The sequence below is a fragment of the Streptomyces sp. NPDC043867 genome (assembly GCF_056435845.1).
The window spans coordinates 1-17,230 of the sequence record NZ_JBWKDS010000022.1 but is presented as its reverse complement, the minus strand read 5'-3'; the positions used below and the strand labels follow the sequence as shown (position 1 = coordinate 17,230).

The following is a 17,230-nucleotide window of genomic DNA, read 5'->3' as shown; positions in this document are numbered from 1 at the left end:
GCCGCCTGTCGGTGGCGACGGTGTCAGCCCGTGGTGGTGATGAGTTCGTCGAGCAGTTGCTCCAACAGGCTGTTGTCGCCGAGGAAGCTCTTCACCGAGGCGTCCTCATTGCGCTGGGCGTCCATGCCCGACCAGTTCACGTCGTATCCCGCGTCAGCGCTGAGCTGGGCCAGGAACGCTCGCTGGGCGCGGCCGTTGCCCTCGCGGAACGGGTGGAGGACGTTCATGTCGCCGTACAGCTCGGCCAGTCGGATTGCGAACTCCTGGCGGGGGAGATCCCGCAGATGGCCGGAGGAGGCGAGACGACCGAAGACCTCTCCGGCGTAGGGCACCAGGTTTCTCGCCGGACAGAACGGCGTGCGCTTGGCGATGTTCACGGTGCGTAACTCGCCTGCCCACGCATAGATGTCCCCGAAGACCGCGGCATGGAACGCCTGGAGATGACCGAGGTCGTACGCACCGGGCAGGGGGCGTTCGGCGAGCAGGACGAGGCGCGCCCGGGTGATGTCCGCCTCTGCTGCCGCGAGCGGTTGATGGTCGGTGATGCCGAGCTTGTTGCGCAGCACGCCGTTGGGCATGGCGTACGGATCGTTCACCCTGCCCGCCGCTCCGAGGTCTGACGGTGGCGGGTGATCGCGCGGGTGACAAGGGCGTCCGCGTCGAGGTCGCCCTTCACGTACGCCTCGGTGTCGCGGTCGGAGGCCTCGGAGGCGTGGAGCCCTTCGGCCTCGATGGAGCCCGTGGCCGAGGCGACGGCCGCACGTCGTGCCGCTCGGCTGCTCAGCGCCTCGAAGGCCTCGACGGACAGGAGGACGCCCTGGGGTTTGCGGTGGGCGCCGATCAGGACCGGGTCGGCATCCGCGCCGGACTCCGACAGGTCGGTCAGGATCCGCGACAGTCTCGCGCGCGCGTCGCTGACAGTCACGACTTCGGGGATCTCCATGCTGTCACCGTACCCATATAGAGTCTTGATTCTGTACAGATACTAGTACGGATTTCGGTGGGACGCGTGGGTGTGGCGGAGAGCGCAGCTCATTACGTCCGCTGATCTCGCAAAACTGGTGTGAACTAAGTCAATCGACATCATGCTGAAGCCGCTCGCACTGTCACACCCCCGCGATAGCCTCACCCCATTGGCTCACCACCTGGCAGAAAGGGCCCGCCCCATGCCGTCGTCCCTGCCCGCCGCCCCCGGCGTGCCGCCGCATCCGTTGAATGAGGTGCCGCAGACCTTCCGCCCCGGGGACTCGTACGACGTACGTGACGGGCTGGTGACGTACATCCGGCGGGACCTCCTCGGCCCATGGGACGGGGAGACGGAGGAACTGCCGCACCGGTCGGCGGGGCCGCGCGACCGGTACCTCGTGGGCATGCTCGGGCCCCGCCCGGACGGTGGCGACGACGCCCGCCGGATGGCTCGCAGTGCCGCCCAGACCGGCGACGACGAGCTCGGCAGCGACGACGGGCAGGCCGCCGAGGGCGGCGAGCTGCCCGAACGCCTCACCCCGCAGGCCGCCGGCCGTATCTGGGCCTCCTCCATGGGGCTGTCCTTCGTGGTCCCGGCGTCCATCGGCACCCTCAGCGTCACCGCCCGCTGGGGGCGGTACTCGCTGACCGACAGGATCGTCGACACCAGCCCCAACCCTGTGCGGGTGTGGGGGCGCGAGCCCGTGATGCACCACCCCATCGACGTCCAGGTCACCCGTGCCGGCGACCAGCGGCGCGTCCTGGAGGGGGACGACACTCACGGCATCCACCTCGACGTACAGGTCCGTGAACGCCCGGCGGGAGCGGCCGGCGAGGACCTGCGCGTCGTGGAGGTCGCTCTCGTCAACCGGCTCCCCGAGAGCACCTCCGACCGCAGGGACACCCAGTGGCTGTTCCAGACCGGTCTGGAGATGACCGCGTTCCCCGACGACCGGGCGGCCGTCTTCCTGCCCATCGACGACCCGCTCGACCCCCGGTCCGCCGGGGCCTCCGAGGAACCGGAGGAGCGGCGGCTGCGCCTGCTCTACCGCGACAGCCTCCGCTACGCCGTCGGCCGCAACGTCGCCGTCACGGCCGGCGTCCGCCACGGCGAGCGGCGGGCCCACCGGCTGGCCACCACCTGGCTGCCGGAGTACGACGTGCGCGCCACCACCGCCCCCAAAATCGATGAACAGCCGCTGCTGGCCGGGCTGGAACTCGGCATGGACGAACTCGCGGCCCTCGCCCTGCCCGGACGCCGCGCGGAACTGAGCGCAGCCCTGGCCCCGCTTGCCGACGGCTACAGCACCTGGCTCCAGACCCAGCGGGAGAAGACGCGGACCCTCCCCGCCGACCTGCGTACAGCCGCAGAGGCGGCCATCGACCAGGCCGAGGACGTGTGTCACCGCATCGCCTTCGGTATCGACGTCCTGTCCACGGACGACGACGCGCTCGAAGCGTTCCGGTTCGCCAACCGGGCGATGGCCCTCCAGCGGCGCAACACCGCCATCGCCGGCCGACGCGCCGGACACGAGGACGACCCCGCCTCCTACCGACGCGCCCATGAGGAGGTGCACGCACAGGGCAAGGAGGCGGCCGAATGGCGGCCCTTCCAGCTCGCCTTCGTCCTGCTCAACCTCGCCTCACTGAGCGCACCCGGCCACCCGCACCGCGGCACTGGCCGCGAGGCCCTCGTCGACCTGCTGTTCTTCCCCACCGGCGGCGGCAAGACCGAGGCCTACCTGGGCCTCGCCGCGTACACCTTCGCCCTGCGCAGGCTCCAAGGCATCGTGGGCAGCGGCACCGAGGCCCACGACGGCAGTGCGGGCGTCGCCGTCCTCATGCGCTACACCCTGCGGCTGCTGACGGCCCAGCAGTTCCAGCGGGCCGCTGCCCTCATGAGCGCCTGTGAGGTGCTGCGGCGCGAGGAGTACGCGCGTGACCGACGCTGGGGCGGCACCCCGTTCCGTATCGGACTGTGGGTGGGGACCTCCGTGTCTCCCAACTGGTTCGGCGAGGCACAGGAGCAGATCGCGGGTGCCCGGGAGAGTGCCAGCGACAAGCACGCACGCGTCATCCAGGTCCTCAGCTGCCCCTGGTGCGGACAGGGCCTGACCGCCCACTCCAACATGGACTACGACGCCGACCGGCGCCGCGTGCTGCTGTACTGCCCGCGAGGCGAAGGCGCGGACCGCTGTCCCTTCTCCCGGCTCGGTTCACCCGACGAGGGCATCCCCGTGCTCACCGTCGACGAGGAGATCTACCGCCTCGCCCCCGCCATGGTCATCGCTACTGTCGACAAGTTCGCCCAGCTGCCCTGGAACGGCTACGCCGGGCTGCTGTTCGGCCGAGTCACCGAATGGTGCCCGCGCCACGGCTACCGCCACGACGACCTCGACGAGCGAACCGGCTGCCGTAGCCGTCACACCCGAAAGGGGACGCTGGAAGCGGTGGCTGCCCAGCCCGTCACCCGGCTGCGGCCCCCGGACCTGATCATCCAGGACGAGCTGCACCTGATCTCCGGCGCCCTCGGCACCACCGTCGGACTCTTCGAGGCCGCCATCGACCAACTGTGCAGCTGGACGTACTCCGATCGCGACGGCGTACGTCACGACGTCGGTCCGAAGATCGTCGCGTCCACCGCCACCACCAAGCGCGCCGCCGAGCAGGTGCGCGGCGTCTTCGCCCGCCAGGTCGCCGTCTTCCCGCCACAGGTCCTCGACGTCGGCGACACCTTCTTCTCCCGGCAGGTGGAACTCGCCCGGGACAACCCAGGCCGCCGCTACCTCGGCGTGTGCGCCCACGGCACCCGGCTCAAGGCCGCCGAGATCCGGGTCGCCGAGATCCTGCTGCTCGCCGCGCAGGAGCAGTTCGACACCTACGGAGACGCAGCAGACCCGTACATGACGCTCGTCGGCTACTTCAACGCCACCCGTGAACTCGCCGGCATGCGGCGCTACCTCGACGACGACATCGCCACCCGTGTCCGTAGCAACGGCGGCCGCAAGGGGCACGACACGATCGCGAACCGCATCCCTACCAAATCCGGGATGCTCACCATCCAGGAACTGACCTCCCGCATCTCCTCGGCGGACATCAGTGCCACCCTCAAACGGCTGGAGTCCCCCTTCGACCCGGAACGGGACACCACGGAGCGTCGCAAGGCCTTCGCCGCCGAATACGTGGCGGCACGGCGGGACAAGCGCGAACCGCGGGCCCGCATGACGCCCGTGCAGGAACGCGCGGTGGACGTCGTCCTGGCCACCTCCATGCTCCAGGTCGGCGTCGACGTCTCCCGCTTCGGCCTGATGCTCGTCGTCGGCCAGCCCAAGAACACCGCCGAGTACATCCAGGCGTCCTCCCGCGTCGGCCGTGACGCGCGGCGTCCCGGCCTGGTCGTCACCCTCTACAACTGGTCCCGGCCGCGCGACCTGGCGCACTTCGAGGACTTCGCGCACTACCACGCGACCTTCTACCGCCAGGTCGAAGCCCTGTCGGTCACCCCGTTCACCCGCCGCGCACTCGACCGCGGCACCGCACCGACGTACATCGCGGCGTTGCGCCAGGCTGCCTACGAGAACTCCCGCAACACCGACGCCCAGCACGTGGATCTTCACGGCGACCTCGCCCGGCAGGTCGAACAGCGGCTGCTGGAACGGGCGGACCGAGTCGGCGGTCAACGCGCGCAGGACTATCTCACCGAACGCATCGACGCCCTCAAGGACCGCTGGGAGGAACGGCGCGAGGGCGGCGGCATCCTGGGCTACCGCAAGGAGAAGAAGAAGGACACCCTGGTTACCGGACTTCTCCACCGTGCCGACGGCTCGCGATGGGACGAACTCACCGTACCCATGTCCATGCGGGAGACGGAGAACGAACTCAACCTGCTGCTGCCCGGCGGCGGTAACTTCGTGGACCAGCCCACCAACGGCGGCCCCGCCTGGTACTTCGGGGCTGCGGGCAGCAAGGACACGTCCGCCGATGAGGATACCGGCGGTGACGGTGGCACACCGGTCGACGCCGATGAGTACGGAGACGCCGCAACCGCGGCAGGAAAGGGACGGCGATGAGCGGCAACTACTATCGGCGCGTGGGTGCCGCACGCCCCAGCCACCTCATGTACACGGCCGGCGTCGGCGCGCTCGTCGACCTGCCTAACTTCTCCGTCCTGGTCAAAGGACTCGAATCCTGGAGCCACACCGGGCTCCTCCCCGACGACTACCTCATCGAGGAACCCCGGCTGCGCACCGCCGTTAACCGGGCCCTCCAGCTCTACGGCCGGGCACAGATCAGTGAACTGCGCTCCGCTCCCTGGATGGAAGGTGCCGACGGCGCCCCCAAGGACTGGGCCGCCCAAGGCATCGGCGTGCCCGTCACGCCCTTCCCGCAGTGGCTGCGCTGTACCGCGTGCAACCTGCTCGCACCCATCGACTCAGAGGCTTTCACCTTCCTCAACAACAACCCGCGCACCCCGCACGAAGCGAAGTTCGCTCACAGCGACTGCAAGTTCGGCAGGCCCCTCGCCGTGACCGCCCGCTTCACGCTGGTCTGCACGAATGGGCACCTCGACGAGTTCCCGTACGCGATGTTCGTCCACCACGGCAACCCGTGTGCGAAGAGTCCCCGGCCGCTGATGCGCATGAAGGACCACGGCGGCAACCAGGCGGCCAACGTCACCCTCGAATGCGTCGCCTGTGGGGAGAAGCGCAACATCCGTGACGCGATGGGGGAGCGGGGCCGCGCCGAGCTGCCCGCCTGCCGCGGCCGCCATCCGCACCTGTCCGCCTTCGAGAGTGACGGGTGCGACCGCGAGGCCACTCTGATGGTGGCGGGCGCCTCCAACCAGTGGTTCCCGATGACGCTCAGTGCCCTCGCCCTGCCACCGAGCAGAAACCAGGACCTGACCGAACTCGTCGAGGAACGCTGGGTGGAGCTCCAGAACGTCACCTCGCGCCCGGTCTACGACGCACTGGCCGCCATGCCTCAGTTCACCTACCTCAAGGAGTACGGCCCGGACGCGCTGATCGCTGCCGTCGAGGCCCGCAGGCAGGGCAACGCCGGACAGCAGATCCAGCCCGCGGCGGAGGTGGCGGCCGACCTGCTCAGCCCCGAATGGGACGTCCTCGCCGCACCGCACGTACCCGACCCGACCGATGACTTCGCGATGGAGAGCGTCACCGTGCCCCCGGCACTCGGCGAACTCTTTGCGGACGTCCGCCAGGTGCAGCGGCTACGAGAGGCCCGAGCGCTGGTCGGCTTCACCCGGCTCGACGCCCCCGACCCTGAATCGGACGAGATCGCCACTCTCGTGCGCCTCTCTCGCACCTCGCAGAACTGGGTACCGGCCAGCGAAGTCCGAGGCGAGGGCATCTTCCTGCGGGTACGCGAGAACCTGATGGCGGACTGGGAGGACCGAATGCAGAAATCACTGCAGATGGCCGCCCACCGGGACGCCTTCGGCCGATTCCGCAGCAACCGGAAGTCGGACCGGATCACCGGGCCCTTCGACCCCATGCGAGGCTGGCCCGGCGAACGCTACATAGTCCTCCACACTCTCTCCCATCTGCTGATCCGCACCATCGCCCTCGAATGCGGCTACAGTTCGGCAAGCCTCGGCGAACGCATCTACGCCGGAGACGAGGAGACCACTCGTACCGGCATCCTCATCTACACCGCCGTTCCCGACTCCGAGGGCACTCTCGGCGGCCTCGTCTCGCTGACGGAGGACGCTCACTTCGAAAGAATCGTGCGCAGGGCCCTGGAGGACGCGGCCCGTTGCTCATCCGACCCGCTGTGCGCCGAACGGCTGCCGAAGGACCCTGCGGACTACCTGCACGGCGCGGCCTGCCACGTCTGCCTCTTCGTCTCCGAGACCACCTGCGAACGCGGCAACCGTTTCCTGGACCGGCGTTTCCTTGTCCCGCTCGGTGACGACACCGACCAGGTACTCACTCCCGCGAGTCTGAGGCCGTGAGCCGCCAAGGATTCGAGGCGGCAGCCGAGCAGGCGGTCATCCTGCTGGGGCCGTCCCGGACCAAGGACTTAGCGGGTGTGTTCGCCCGAGGCCGGGGCTTGGAGCACGCCCTGCTCCTGGTCCAGGTCCCGGCTGCAGGCGACGCCATCCGGGCGCTGTACGAGGCAGCCCACAGCGATTGCATACCGTCGGCCGAGGCTGCTGCCTACCTTCGCGGCTTCGTGGCGGGGTGGTCCCGGCGCGGAGACGAAGTAGAGGTACGGACGGTGTGGAGCGGGCCAGCGACACCGGGCGTCCCGGTCCGCGCGACTGCACGCGTACTCACCGAGGTCGTCAGCCGGGCCCGCTCTGAACTGCTGGCCATGACGTACGCGGCCCGCCGCCACCCACCGCTCATATCGGCCCTGCGCGAAGCCGTCGCACGAGGTGTGGAGGTCCATGTCGTCGTCGAAACCCGGCAGGGTGCGGCCGGACTGCTCGACGGACCCGAACCGGCTGCTGCGTTCGCCTCGGTGTCTGGCCTGAGACTCTGGCACTGGGCTCCCTCTGCACGTGAGCACGAGCGTGCACGGCAGCACGCCAAGCTGGCTGTGGCCGACCGCCGCGTCCTTCTGGTGGGCAGCGCAAACCTCACCGAATCCGGAGTACGCAGGAACCTGGAAGCTGGCGTGCTTGTCAGCGGCGGCGCCGCTCCGCAGAGGGCCGCGGAGCATATTCGGGAACTGCAGCGTCGGGGAATTCTGAGGCTCCTGCCATAAGCCAATTACTATCCGCTACACCATGGCTTCTACTGATCGAGCCAATGGTGTACTCCTCGCGGACCATGCTCCGGTGGCACCGTCGAGCATCGGATGAGCCCCGAGTTCGGATAGTCGAGAAGGCTCGCGCCTGGTCGCAAGGGCAGATTGCGTGCTCAGGCACGCACGTTTTGCAAGTGTTTAGGAGCGGGTGAGGCGACGGGTGAGGCTGGTGATGACGGTGGTGCCGAGCAGCCACCCTGAGAGGGAGCTGAGCCAGACGATCCAGGCAGTGCTGTCGACGGGGGTGAACGCCTTTTCCTGACCCAGGTCGAGGACAGGCAGGATCAGGTCGAGGGAGAAGACGATCGGTTGGAAGGACGGTCCGTGGGATTGGGCGGGCTGTGGTGGTGCTGCTGAGAAGGCGATGGCAGCGGTAGCGACAAGGGCCAGCAGCCATATGAGCGCGCGCCCCGGTCTGTAGCCGTATCCGACGGTGGCGTCTTCAATGTAGCTCCAGATTCGGGCAGGCCTTGGCAGGCTACGCCGCCGTTGTCGAAGCCGGGCCAAGAGTACTGTCCGCGCGTCGTCGTCATGGCCGAGTTGACGATAGTAGGCGGCCAACTGTTCGTAGGGCTGCGGGTGGTAGTCAGTGTCGCGCTGCAGCCAGGGCAGACGGTGAGCGGCCGGCATCACCGGATGGAGAGCTTGATAGGTGAGTGCGGTGAGCGCAATCTGTGCGGGCCAGGAGTCGGCGGCATCGGTGATGGCCACGATGGTGGCAGCGCTCAGGTCGACGGTGGCGGGTGGCGCAGTGAGGGCCTCTAGATGGAGCGCTCCGAGGACGGCGCGGTGCAGGTCGACGGTTGCTTCCTGCGCGAATGTTGTCCCGATGACGGAAAAGATGCCCTTGACCTCAGCGCGGGTCAGGTCCATGGTTCCTGCGACGCGTGTCGCATTGTCCAGTGTGATGTTTGCTTCCACTCGGGCTCCGGGAGCTCGAAGCGCCTGCTGGTGGTAAGGAAGGAGCGTGCTGGCGGTGAGTTCTATCGATTCGCCGACGACTGCAGCGAACAGATTGACGCCCCCTTCAACCGTTAGGCCGTCAGCGTAGATACCACCACCGACGGTGAGAGTAGGTGCGTTGACGGCCCACCCAGTGGTACTGCGTATGTCGGCACGGGCAAGCCAGCATTGGCCGCCAATCGTTGCGCCGAACAGGCGGATGCCGCCGCCGTCGACCAACAGGTCGGTACAGCGGAGGTCTTGAACGAGGTGGAGGCCGTCGCCACGGAACGCCGGACGTTCCCCCTCCCCAGATAGGCGGGCCTGGGTGAGCTCAAGGGTGAAGGCCTGGGCGCCCCACAGGTTCAGTCCGCCCGTCACGTGAGCGGAGTGTGCGTACAAGCCGCCTTCGACGCGGAGCTGAGGCCCGTTCACGGCAAAGCCGTATCCGTTGCCGGTGATGCGGGCGGAAGTGAGCCACAGATCACCCCTGATCTGCGCGCCGAACAGGTCAACTCCGCCACTGACCAGCTGGTCGAGCGTCAGATCGCCGTCGACGCGCAGTCGGTCCGCGCTCAGCCGGGGTACGCGGCAGCCGGTGAAGTCCGCCGCGCGTAGGGAGGCGTCGGCGAGTTCCACCCGCTCGTCGAACCGACAATCGAGGAGGGAGAAGGCGATCTCGACCGCGGCGTAGTGCAGCTGAAGGCGTCCGGTGATGTGTGCGCCGATCAGCTGAAGCCGCGACACCACGCCCGGCTCCGGCGCAGGGGGCTGCAGTAGGAGAGCGGCAATAACCTCGGCAGGGACTTCCTGGCTCATGGAATGCGGGTCTTGCGTTGTGCCGTCGGGTGAAGCAGCGGTGAGATCGAGGGGACTGCCGTTGCGTACTGATTGCCACAGGCGTTGTGAGATCGGATCCCAGTGGGCGGGTGGTGTAGTCACCTTGACGATGGTGCCCGCCCCCGGCTGCCAAGTGTGAACTGTTGGACGCGTCTTGGACGCCGCGGAGCCGTCAGCGTGCGTGCCGCCTTCGGCGTGTGTAGGTTCGAATCGCTCGCCAGTTGCCCCGGCATCTCGGCAGGCTGCCACCCACACCGTAAAGCCCGGCGCCCCAGCGTCTTTCGTTGTGAGACGTCTGGTTAAGGGAATTCTGTGCCCAGTGGCTTCAGGTCTGGCGGGTAGCCCTTCGCACGGAGCCAGGCGTCAAGGGCGAGAGCGACGATGTCACCGCGAGGGATGTCGGTGTCGGCGTTGCATCGGCGGATCCGGCGCTGGAACTGAAGAACTTCAGGGACGGCATGGTTCAGCTGCCCTCGTTTGGTGTGCCGGTCCTTGATGACGTTGAGAGTGTCGGGGTGCGGCGTCAGAGCGTCTGCGGCTGGCTGGAACTCGGCGTCGAGCGCGGCGGCGATTTCACGCAGTCGGCGCGCGTAGGGGGAGTCATCGGGCACGAGAGTTGCTCCGGTTGGTCCGGCTAGGCGGATAGCTATCCGCCTACTGGGCTATTGGAATAGTCGGCACGTGGGGCGGCCGCACCCTGGAGTGGGGCGGCCGCTCCTCGTGCACTGCCGTTGGGCTCAGAACCCGCGGGCAGTGAGCCACTCGTCCAGCGCGACCGAGACGATGTCGCCGATAGGCAGGTGGTCGAGTTCGTTGTCCAGCGCGAAGCGCTTGATCCGCTTCTTCAACTTCAGGGCAGCGGGGACCGATGAGTCGAGGCTCTCGCGCGTGATGATGCGCTGGTTGAGAACGACGGCGGTTTCGGGAATGTCCTTGGGACGGCCGGCCCCCTGAGCCCACGGTGTCCCTTCGTGGGGCGCTGCCTGAGATTGCACGTCCTGTTCCTGGTGAGCCCGTGGAACATCGGTCCTCGCGGGGAACCCGTTGCCGCCTGTCGTCGGAGGAGCTGCGGGGCGAAGCGCCACCTCGGCGCCCGAGGCTGCGCCAGGAGCCGTGGACGGGCTGTGCTGCGCAACGGGTTCGGTCGGCTGCGTCGGCTGGAGCGCAGGTGCTGCAGGATCGGCAGCCGGGGCCACAGGCGCCACCTGCCGTTCCACCGGCATTCCAGCGGACTCTGTCCCCGCCTCGGGAGCGACGACAGCCGGGCGAAACGGCTGACTGGTGGCTGGCTTCGGCACGGAGCCGCTCGGTGTGACCTCAACGGTTGGCTGGGCGGAGGACTGCGCCACTTCGGGCACCGCATCGGTCCGGCCCCGCGCCGATGCCTCGACGGGAACGGCGGAAGGAGCGGACTGCACCTGCGGCTCGCTGGCAGCGGGACGGCCTTCGCCCTGGGCGGCGGCGTACTGCTCGGGGGTGAGCTCGGCGGCCGGGGGAGGGGGCGGGGCTGTCTTCTTGGCTCCGCCCAAGGTACGGCCGCCGGTGCGGCGGGCCGGGGGCTTCATGCGTTCGGTCATGCTGCGGTCAGCTCCTTCATCAGGTTGGCGTACTCGCTCAGTTCGGTGGGGATCTCGCCGAAGGCCTCCATGTAGTGGACCCAGGAGTGGATGGTGGTCTCGGCGAGCGGGAACGGCTCGTCGCGGTCGGGGCCGATGCCCTCGCCCTCGGTGGGCTCCAGCAGCTGGTCCTTGGCCCGGCTGGGCAGGCTGGTGCGGTCGTCGGCCTTGACCATGACCACGTGGGCGGTGACGCCCTGCTCGTTGCGGGTGGCGGCGCGTTCGGCCTCGTCGAAGGTGGCCACGAGTTTGCGGCGCTCGATTTTGGTGGGGGCGACCGGCACGAGCAGCAGGTTCGCCTCGGTAACAGCCTCGTGGAAGATCCGGGCGCTGCCGCCGCCGGCGTCGACCACGATCGCGCCGAACTCGGCGCGCTTGGTGCGGATGTACTCGGCGATGTCGTCGAACGGGTACCGCTCGACCATCAGGTGCTCGGGAATTTCGAAGCCGGCGGCCTGGGCGACCTTGAACCAGTCGTAGGCGGACTGGCTGGTCGCGTCGGCGTCCAGCAGAAGCGTCGGCAGGTCGAGGACGACGGCGTAGTAGAGGGCGATGAACCAGGCGGAGGTGGTCTTGCCGGTGCCGCCCTTGAGCATGCCGACAACGATCACGAAGGCGTCCCAGGCGCTGGCCGTGGCCGCGGCCAGGGTCTTGGTACGAGTGTTCTCACTCACGGTGCTTGATCTCCTGAATCGGGAAAGGTGTGTTGACGTGCGTGCATCGACCAGAAGGCCGACGCACGGAGGCAGCTGAGTGCGGACAGAGGAGGGGCTCGTGCGGCAGCGCTGGATCCGGGATGGCACGCCATCGGTCCAGGCCCGGCCGGGGACACCTGCCGGGGCTCTCATGACCCCTTCCTCGGGGCACGGGCCGGGCCGTGGTTGTGCTTGGGCCGCATGCGGGTGCCCGCCTGGCGCAGGAGCCGATAGACGGTGCCGACGGAGTAGCTGCACTCCGCGGCCAGGTCCGGCACCGTGGCGCCGGCCTCGTACCGCGCCCGCAGGGACAACGCGAGGTTCGTTCGCCGTGCGGCATCGGCCGCGGAGCGGATGCGCAGCGTCTGCTGGGTGGTCCGGGGCGTGCCACCAGCCTCGATCAGCAGCCGCCGAGCCACACGTCGCGTTACCGACCCCGCCGCAGCCAACTCCGCGAGGGTGGCGCCCTGTTGCTCGTAGAGGCGACGCAGGCGGGCTGCGAGGTTGCGGCGGGCTTGCCCGTCGCGCAGCCTGCGCGTCTGCCATGAGGTGCGCATCTCGGTCCCGGCCTCGTGCAGCCGGTTGAGGACCGTGCCGTAGGACAGGCCACTGCTCGCCACGAGTTGGTCCACGGTGGAACCGGACTCGTACTGCTCCCGCAGTGCTTGCCCGGTGATCTGATCGCTGTGACCGGCTGTGGGCCGAGGGGGTGGGTTCACGCTGCGGACTCCCATTTGCTGAGGGCTTCGGCATGGGCGGCGGCCAGCTCGTCGTAACTGCGCTGGTCGGCAGGGGTGATGAGGATCAGCCGCCCGTCGGTGGCAATCCGCCAGCCGGGAGCGGCACGGCCACTGGCTGGATCGAGGACGCAGCCGCCCGGGGCGTGCCACGCGGCGGGAACTTCGTCGGGGCGTGGCGCGGGAACCAGCACCTGGCGCCCGTCGCGGAGGATCACCACGGCCTTGCTGCGGTGCTCCGACAGCCGCTCCAGTGCTTTCTGGTACGCCGCGCGCTCGGCGGCGTGCACCGCCTTGCGCCGGGCCGCGACGCCCGTGATTCCGTGCCGCGTCGCGACTGCGTCCCAGCCGCGGGCTGGCTCGGCGATCTCTTCGGCCGCAGCCTCTGGAGGGTGGTCACCGAAGCCTTCCAGGGCGCGAGGTGCCAGGGTCCAGGTCTCACCGCCGTGGTGGACGAGGCCGTGGTCGGCAAGGCGCCGCAAGGTGCGGTAGAGGGTGGCGCGGGAGACGGAGGACGAGCCGACAAGCTCGGCGACCGTCTGTGCCGGCCGGGCGTGCAGTGCACCGATGATCACCAGTGCGGCGCTGCCGAGACCGCGGTGGGCGAAGGCGTCGTGGCCCATCAGTCGGCCGATGACGGTGGAGTCGAGGTCGGCCGTCGTGTCCGTCTCAGGGGTGAACCACTCCTCAAGTGCCGGGTCGGGGGGGTACTGAGTGGTTCGGAAACGAGATTGCGCTACGGGGATGCTGTGGCGGTCGGGGCTGCCCTCGGCGAGGTACCAGGTCGAGCCCTCGCGGCCGTGGCCGACTCGAAGGCGTCGCAGCCAGCCCCGCGGTTTGAGGACGGTCTCGTAGACGACCCGGAGGGTCGTGCGGGATATCCCCGCTTCCTCCGCGGTCTGCCGCTCGCTGGCGTGGTGCAGGGGACCGCCCGCGATCTCGGCGAAGTTCAGATGCGCCCGCAGGACCCGTAGCGCGGTCCGCCCACGTTCCCCACGCCAGGGCGTCGTCTCGATGCGGTCGCGCAGCGCGGCGAGAACCTCGTACGCGTGGTGCCGCGATTCCAGCATCGTTGTGCTGCTGACCGCGGCCGAGGCGCTGACCCATACGCGACCGATGTACGCCAGGGCACGCGACTGCCCGGACCGCAGCGCAATGCTCCGGGCGTGCCACCCGCCCTCGTGCTCGGGATGCAGCAACAGCTGCGCCAGCTCGTCGACGGTGCCGCCGACGCGAGCGACATGGCAGGCGATGGCCGCCGTGACCCGGTGCCCGTGTTCGGCCACGCCCTGACGGGTATCGCGTAGGGACACGGTCCGGCCGTCGGAGGCGAGCCTGCTGTAACTGCCCGCCGCGTAGCGGCCAGTGAGGTCTCCGAGCAGAATGAGATCGGCTGCAGCCGTAGGCAGATGGTGAAGACCCAGTCGCTCGCCTGGGTGAAATGGCCGTCGGAGAGAAGCTGTCTGGTGGGTGCTGTGTGGCACTGTGGAGCCGTCCCGCAAGGACAGAGACGCCACCCAGGCCCGCTAAAACCACGGGTGGTGTCCGGTACCGACCTCCAACCGGTGCCAGCGATGCCTCCAGGATGGCCATCCTGGAGGCATTCGTATGCCTGGCTCCGATGCCGGAGGCAGACGTCCCCATCGCGGCTCGACCGAGGTCGATTCCGAGTGCTGTCAGCGGGTTCACAGCCCGATCAACGCCGTCTGACCTGGGCAGACTCGGACTAAGACAGAGGGCGGTTGCCTCTGATTGGCTCCGAGCAGCTCGGTTCGAATCGGGGTCGAATCAGAGCGGTTTCCTCTGACTGCCTCCGGTCGCCTCTGCGACCCGACCTAGCAGGTCACAGCCGATACTGCCCACGAAAGCGCAGGTCAGAAAGGTGCGTCAGGAATACCCGGCGTACAGCCCGACTCGTCTGCCTCTCAGGTCACCCACCTGCGAGGCATCCTCTTCCGCTCTGTTCCGGGGCCCTTCGGGGGAGTATCCGGGGAGAACGTGGCTCGCCGGACGTGCGCCAGGCTTCCCCTCAACAGGGCCGGGAACCCCCCAGTGACCGCTCCGCCACCCCCGCCAAATGCGCCGTGAACGTCTCCCGGGCGTTCGGGGTCAGGGTGCGCAGGGTGACCAGGGCCGTGATCGCGACGTCGCAGAGTTCGGCGCGGACGTCGTCCCACGAGTGGCTCGTGCCCTTGCGCGGGTTGTGGCCCGCCGCGCCGATCACCGCCTGCGCGACCTCGCCGACCTCCTCCGTGAGCTTCAGCATCCGCAGCAGGAGTTCCTCCCGGCCGTCGTGCGTGCGGTTGTCGTCCAGCCAGGTGTGCAGGTCTTCTATCGTGGCCCAGAGGTCTTCGGCGGTAGCGGTGTGATCAGCCATGGGGGCAGTCTCTCGCCCCGAGGCCGGCGGTGACGCCTACTCCTCGAAGAGGGGGTCCTGCTCGCCCTCGGCGGCCTTCCGGACCCGCTGGTTGCGGGTGCCGACCACCACCAGCGTCGCCGCCGCCGTCACGGCGAGCGCCGTCGGCACCATCCAGCCGCGGTTCACCGTGTGGCCGAGCAGGTGGTCCAGGGAGAGCCGCCCCGGTCCCGTCACGGCGAGGCCGGCCGCGGCCAGGCCCAGGTACGCGGCGTGCTCGTAGCCGCCGCTCTGCGCGAAGAAGCCGCTGGGCGCGTGCACCGCCGCCGCGCCCGCCATCCCGCCCGCCGCCGCCGCGCCCGCCGCCGGTGTCGCGAGGCCCAGCGCCAGCAGCGTGCCGCCGCCCGCCTCGGCGAGGCCCGCCGCCGTCGCGCTGGCCCTGCCGGGCGTGTACCCCATGGACTCCATGGCCGTGGCGGTCCCGGAGAGGCCACCGCCACCGAACCAGCCGAACAGTTTCTGCGCCCCGTGCGCGGCCAGCACCCCGCCCGTGCCCAGCCGGAGCAGCAGCAGGCCCAGGTCGTTTCGGTCGTAACAGGTCACCATGACTCCCAGAGCAGAGCGGCGGACAGCGTCGGAATGGACCCCTCCCGCGTTCACCCTCGCACCGATCGGCCGGGTGCGGCGGGCCCGGGCGGCCGTACGGGTGGCGCCCTTGGGGGAGCGATGTGAGTGTGACTGGCATGACGATTCAGGTGACCAAGCTCAGTGACCCGGCCGTACGGGCCTTCGTCAGTGCCGTGAACGCCCACGACCAGGCGGCCTTCCTGGCCGTTCTCACCCCGGACGCCACCATGTCCGACGACGGCTCCGACCGTGACCTCGCCGACTGGACCGACCGGGAGATCTTCTCCTCCCACGGCCACCTGGAGGTCGACAACGAGTCCAACGGCGGCCGTTCCCTCCTCGCCCGCTACAGCAACGACACCTGGGGCGAGATGAAGACACGGTGGACCTTCGTCATCGAGGACGGCAGGATCTCCCGCTTCGAGACCGGCCAGGCCTGAACACAGGTTCCAGCGGCGGCTCTTGCCCTCGTGTGCGCTCCAACTCCTAGCGTCCTGCGGCATGAACAACAACACGCGGCACGCACGCAGGACACTGGGACGCAGCGGCATCGAGGTGAGCGCGCTCGGCTTCGGCTGCTGGGCCATCGGCGGGGAGTGGTCGTCCGCCGACGCGGCCCCTCGACTGGGGCAGGGTCGACGACGACGAGTCCGTACGGGCCGTCCGGCGCGCCCTCGACCTCGGTGTCACCTTCTTCGACACCGCGGACGCGTACGGCGCCGGGCACAGCGAGCGCGTCCTCGGGCGGGCCCTGGGCAAGCGGCGGGCAGACGTGGTCGTCGCCACCAAGTGGGGCAACGTGATCGACGAGGACCGCCGGCTCCTCGTAGGGAGCGACGACTCCCCGGCGTACGCCCGCCGGGCCCTGACCGCCTCGCTGCGCCGGCTCGACACGGACCACGTCGACCTCTACCAGCTCCACCTCTCCGACGCCGACCCCGAGCGTGCCGCCGAACTGCGCGACACCTGCGAGGAGTTCGTGCGTGAGGGACTCGTCCGGGCCTACGCGTGGAGCACCGACGGCCCTGAGCGCGCAGCCGTCTTCGCGGCCGGCCCGCACTGCGCGGCCGTGCAGCACCGTCTCAACGTGCTCCAGGACGCCCCCGAACTCCTCGCGCTCTGCGCGGAGTCGGACCTCGCCAGCATCAACCGCAGCCCCCTCGCCATGGGGCTGCTCACCGGCAAGCACCGCGCGGGGCGCGCGCTCACGGCCGGGGACATCCGCGCACGCCGCCCGTCTGGCTGCCCGGCTTCTCCGAAGGCGGGGGCGCCGACCCGCGCTGGCTCGCGCAGGTCGACTCCCTGAAGGACATCCTCACCAGCGACGGCCGCACCCTGGCACAGGGCGCCCTCGCCTGGCTGTGGGCGAGCAGCCCGCGCACCGTCCCGATCCCGGGCTTCCGCTCGGTCGCCCAGGCCGAGGAGAACGCGGGCGCGATCGCCAAGGGGCCGCTCACCGCCCGCCAGTTGACCGAGATCGACGGCGTGCTCGGACGGTGAACGGCCCGGACCGGGCAGGGCGGCGCCGATCCCGGCGCGGCCCTACCCCGCGTACGGCCGAGGTCCCCCCAGTACGGCGGCGCCCTAGGGCCTGTCGTTTGGATCATGCCGGCGTCGCGGGGTCTGGCACGCACATCTGCGGCGTTGTCGTCGGTCGCCGACGCTCCGCGTCGACTC

Annotated in this window: 14 protein-coding genes and 1 pseudogene; 5 read left to right on the top strand and 10 right to left on the bottom strand. The window is 69.4% G+C overall.

What is annotated here, in order from left to right:
- Window positions 1–23 precede the first annotated feature (23 nt).
- Window positions 24–596 carry a Fic/DOC family protein gene (locus AC069T_RS22060; RefSeq protein WP_478784363.1) on the bottom strand — a complete coding sequence of 191 codons (573 nt, stop codon included), beginning with the start codon at window positions 594–596 and terminating at the stop codon, window positions 24–26.
- A complete protein-coding gene (locus AC069T_RS22055) occupies window positions 593–943 on the bottom strand; it encodes an antitoxin VbhA family protein (protein ID WP_478784362.1) in 351 nt (116 codons plus the stop codon). Before AC069T_RS22055 ends, AC069T_RS22060 begins: the two co-directional genes overlap by 4 nt.
- Window positions 944–1,166: 223 nt before the next feature.
- Here AC069T_RS22055 and drmA point away from each other — a divergent pair, with 223 nt between their 5' ends.
- Genes drmA through drmC form a run of 3 tightly spaced genes read left to right on the top strand, consistent with a single transcriptional unit; the run spans window position 1,167 to window position 7,698 of the window.
- Window positions 1,167–5,036: a DISARM system helicase DrmA gene (gene drmA, locus AC069T_RS22050; RefSeq protein WP_199825089.1), complete on the top strand. Its 3,870-nt coding sequence runs from the start codon at window positions 1,167–1,169 to the stop codon at window positions 5,034–5,036.
- Window positions 5,033–6,940, top strand: a complete 1,908-nt coding sequence (locus tag AC069T_RS22045) for a DUF1998 domain-containing protein (RefSeq protein ID WP_319096221.1) — start codon at window positions 5,033–5,035, stop codon at window positions 6,938–6,940. The genes drmA and AC069T_RS22045 overlap by 4 nt, the downstream gene beginning before the upstream one ends.
- On the top strand, window positions 6,937–7,698 hold the full coding sequence (gene drmC, locus AC069T_RS22040; RefSeq protein WP_078890369.1) for a DISARM system phospholipase D-like protein DrmC: 762 nt from the start codon (window positions 6,937–6,939) through the stop codon (window positions 7,696–7,698). The genes AC069T_RS22045 and drmC overlap by 4 nt, the downstream gene beginning before the upstream one ends.
- 180 nt (window positions 7,699–7,878) lie before the next feature.
- Here drmC and AC069T_RS22035 read toward each other — a convergent pair whose 3' ends face one another.
- From AC069T_RS22035 to AC069T_RS22000, 8 genes are all read right to left on the bottom strand, one after another.
- Window positions 7,879–9,501 (bottom strand): hypothetical protein, encoded by a 1,623-nt coding sequence (locus AC069T_RS22035; RefSeq protein WP_319096222.1) that lies wholly within the window; start codon window positions 9,499–9,501, stop codon window positions 7,879–7,881.
- 320 nt (window positions 9,502–9,821) lie between these two features.
- Window positions 9,822–10,133 (bottom strand): hypothetical protein, encoded by a 312-nt coding sequence (locus AC069T_RS22030; RefSeq protein WP_062647788.1) that lies wholly within the window; start codon window positions 10,131–10,133, stop codon window positions 9,822–9,824.
- Between the two features lie 126 nt (window positions 10,134–10,259).
- The gene (locus AC069T_RS22025; RefSeq protein ID WP_329470512.1) at window positions 10,260–11,099 is read right to left on the bottom strand and encodes a hypothetical protein; all 840 of its coding nucleotides are present in this window, start codon (window positions 11,097–11,099) and stop codon (window positions 10,260–10,262) included.
- Window positions 11,096–11,812 carry a ParA family protein gene (locus tag AC069T_RS22020; RefSeq protein ID WP_478784361.1) on the bottom strand — a complete coding sequence of 239 codons (717 nt, stop codon included), beginning with the start codon at window positions 11,810–11,812 and terminating at the stop codon, window positions 11,096–11,098. Before AC069T_RS22020 ends, AC069T_RS22025 begins: the two co-directional genes overlap by 4 nt.
- A 170-nt stretch (window positions 11,813–11,982) precedes the next feature.
- Entirely contained in the window at window positions 11,983–12,552 is a 570-nt protein-coding gene (locus tag AC069T_RS22015; protein ID WP_319096224.1) for a helix-turn-helix domain-containing protein, read from the bottom strand.
- Window positions 12,549–13,856, bottom strand: coding sequence for a transcriptional regulator (locus AC069T_RS22010; protein WP_329470511.1), 1,308 nt, complete (start codon window positions 13,854–13,856; stop codon window positions 12,549–12,551). The genes AC069T_RS22015 and AC069T_RS22010 overlap by 4 nt, the downstream gene beginning before the upstream one ends.
- Before the next feature lie 743 nt (window positions 13,857–14,599).
- Entirely contained in the window at window positions 14,600–14,947 is a 348-nt protein-coding gene (locus AC069T_RS22005; protein WP_478784360.1) for a MazG-like family protein, read from the bottom strand.
- A 36-nt stretch (window positions 14,948–14,983) separates the two neighbouring features.
- Complete coding sequence (locus tag AC069T_RS22000; protein WP_478784434.1) at window positions 14,984–15,529, bottom strand: DoxX family membrane protein; 546 nt, start codon at window positions 15,527–15,529, stop codon at window positions 14,984–14,986.
- Window positions 15,530–15,669: 140 nt separating this feature from the next.
- On the opposite strand from AC069T_RS22000, the gene AC069T_RS21995 reads away from it, so the two are divergent.
- Together AC069T_RS21995 and AC069T_RS21990 are read left to right on the top strand one after the other, a co-directional pair.
- A complete protein-coding gene (locus tag AC069T_RS21995; protein ID WP_478784359.1) occupies window positions 15,670–15,993 on the top strand; it encodes a nuclear transport factor 2 family protein in 324 nt (107 codons plus the stop codon).
- Between the two features lie 61 nt (window positions 15,994–16,054).
- A pseudogene (locus tag AC069T_RS21990) lies at window positions 16,055–17,053 on the top strand (aldo/keto reductase).
- Window positions 17,054–17,230 lie beyond the last annotated feature (177 nt).

Coding starts and splice junctions, on each gene's coding strand:
- AC069T_RS22055 (WP_478784362.1), bottom strand. CDS start 943: ATGGAGATCCCCGAAGTCGTGACTGTCAGCGACGCGCGCGCGAGACTG.
- drmA (WP_199825089.1), top strand. CDS start 1,167: ATGCCGTCGTCCCTGCCCGCCGCCCCCGGCGTGCCGCCGCATCCGTTG.
- AC069T_RS22045 (WP_319096221.1), top strand. CDS start 5,033: ATGAGCGGCAACTACTATCGGCGCGTGGGTGCCGCACGCCCCAGCCAC.
- AC069T_RS22035 (WP_319096222.1), bottom strand. CDS start 9,501: ATGAGCCAGGAAGTCCCTGCCGAGGTTATTGCCGCTCTCCTACTGCAG.
- AC069T_RS22025 (WP_329470512.1), bottom strand. CDS start 11,099: ATGACCGAACGCATGAAGCCCCCGGCCCGCCGCACCGGCGGCCGTACC.
- AC069T_RS22005 (WP_478784360.1), bottom strand. CDS start 14,947: ATGGCTGATCACACCGCTACCGCCGAAGACCTCTGGGCCACGATAGAA.
- AC069T_RS21995 (WP_478784359.1), top strand. CDS start 15,670: ATGACGATTCAGGTGACCAAGCTCAGTGACCCGGCCGTACGGGCCTTC.